1 protein-coding gene is annotated in these 2085 nt (G+C 56.2%); it reads left to right on the forward strand.

The window, feature by feature from the left end; translation table 11 throughout:
• Positions 1-579: 579 nt before the first annotated feature.
• Positions 580-1635 carry an STAS-like domain-containing protein gene (locus tag KGA66_RS28700; RefSeq protein WP_211472694.1) on the forward strand — a complete coding sequence of 352 codons (1056 nt, stop codon included), beginning with the start codon at positions 580-582 and terminating at the stop codon, positions 1633-1635.
• The last annotated feature ends 450 nt before the right edge of the window (positions 1636-2085 follow it).

The following is a 2085-nucleotide window of genomic DNA, read 5'->3' on the forward strand; positions in this document are numbered from 1 at the left end:
GCTGTCGCCCACGAGGCCTCCTCGGCGTGCGCGATGAGAGATGCGTACAGCTTCCTTGGGAATTATCCTACACAGGTCTGTCTGATGCGTAGAGGATCGTTCCCGAGCCATGCGTGAGCCGCCGAGGTGCACGGTCGGTGCGCAGCTGGTGCGACGACTGGCGCCTGCCCTGGCTTCGTCGAATGACGACGGCTGTCGACGGGTGTTCTTGCCGAATACGTGCCCAAGCTCCGCGGTCTGGAGGCGAAGAAGCTGGTCAGAGGCTTGTGTGAGTAGGTCTGTAAATCCGTCGCGAAAGCTACGAAGGTTCGAATCCTTCACCTGCCACAACAGCACAAAGAGGCCCCTGACCAGCACACACGCTGGCAGGGGCCTCTTCGTAAGTGGTCTGTGATTCGCCGTCAGTGCACGTGGTTTACCGCTCGATCTGGCACGCAGATGGCACGGCGTGCGTAAGTATCGTCCAGAACCTGCAGCGCGCCTCTGTAACTTCTGCCGTTAGAAACCTACACTCATGGCGTGTAGGTTTCCGGTGTAAACCTACAGTTTAGGGTGTAGGTTTGCGTCAAGGGAGGGATCATGACTGGCAACCAGGATAGCTCGTCAAAGCGCGCGAAGGTCTCCGACGTCTCGCGAGAACTAGGCCTTTCCCCTTCTCGGGTGCGTCAACTCGCGGACGAGAATGTGATTCCGTCAACGCGCACCGAGGGTGGTCATCGTCTGTTCGACATGTCCGCCGTACGTGCTGCCATGGCGCGGCGTGCTCTCGTGAGACAGCCTTCGATCATTGAAGCGTTGGGGGAACCGGACTGGCATCGCGAGCTGACGTTGCTTGGGCTTGCCGAGCATGAGGTCTGGCTCAGGGTTGTAAGTGATCTTAGTATCGACACGACGAGTGCTGCTGGCAAGATCATGGCATATGCGTTTAGCGAAATGCTAAATAACGCAATTGACCACTCGGAAAGCGAAACCGTCGCTATCTCATGGTGGAAAAATGAGGACCTGTGGTGCTTCGAGATCTCTGATCAAGGGATAGGAGCCTACATTAAGCTCCTAACTGTCTTGAAACTGGGAAGCGAATTCGAGGCCGTACAGGAGCTATCCAAGGGAAAGAGAACCACAGATCCCGCCCGGCATACTGGAGAAGGCATCTTCTTCACCTCGAAGATGGTTGATATTTTCCAGCTTGTATCGTCAGGGGTTAGGTGGACCGTGGACAATATCCGCGATGATACTGCTCTAGGGGAAGCTCCGGGTTCGTCAGGCACCATCGTGGTTTGCCAGATCGATCCCCACACAACCCGGCAGGTTGCCGATGTATTTAAGCAGTTTACGGAAGACTATGCCTTTGTTCGGACGCGGCCGACTGTGAAGCTTTTTGAAATCGGGACCACATTTGTGTCGCGAAGTGAAGCGCGAAGGTTGCTTGATGGGCTTGCAGCTGGATTCGATGTAGTGGAAGTCGACTTCAATAGAGTTACTGATGTCGGCCAGGGCTTCGTTGATGAGCTTCTTCGTGTTTGGCCAGCCACACACCCCGGCAAGAAAGTAATCCCAATTAACATGAATCCGGCAGTAGAATTCATGGTTAAGCGGGGGCTTCGCCGCACAGACGACATCAAACCTTTTAGCTAGTAATCTTCATTTGCGCCGATTCACCTGGAACGCTCACAGATCAGCCACAGATCGAACCTGGCCCCAGCAGTCAGTATCAGTGCTGCTTGAGTATTTCTATGGATGCCAAGATGTCGCGTGTAGGGCAGCTGTTAATCACATTCAAGGTAGGCGCTTGGGAGGTACTAGGGCCAACAGCTAACCCCGTCCGGCGCTGGATTAGCCTGGTCGCCTGCTCAATTGCAGTGCTCTTTCTCGCGACTGTGCCAATCATGATATTAGCCTCGATCCGTCAGGTGTAGCTGTTTCCTGATTCACCCCGTGGTCTGCCCGGTATGTCCCTTCGGGTGGTGGGACGGGCCGTCGCGTGTCGCTGCGGGCTGCGCCGGTTTCCACGGGGCCGGGTAGGGCTCGGTGTCCTTTCCGTGCTCGTCGGGGCGGGTTTCGGCTGGTCAGCCGGGTGCCGGTAGC

It is taken from the genome of Actinocrinis puniceicyclus (assembly GCF_018283645.1).
Taxonomy (GTDB): domain Bacteria; phylum Actinomycetota; class Actinomycetes; order Streptomycetales; family Catenulisporaceae; genus Actinocrinis; species Actinocrinis puniceicyclus.

Bases quoted from the DNA above. Each gene is read 5' to 3' on its own strand.
- KGA66_RS28700 (WP_211472694.1), top strand. From the start codon at position 580: ATGACTGGCAACCAGGATAGCTCGTCAAAGCGCGCGAAGGTCTCCGAC.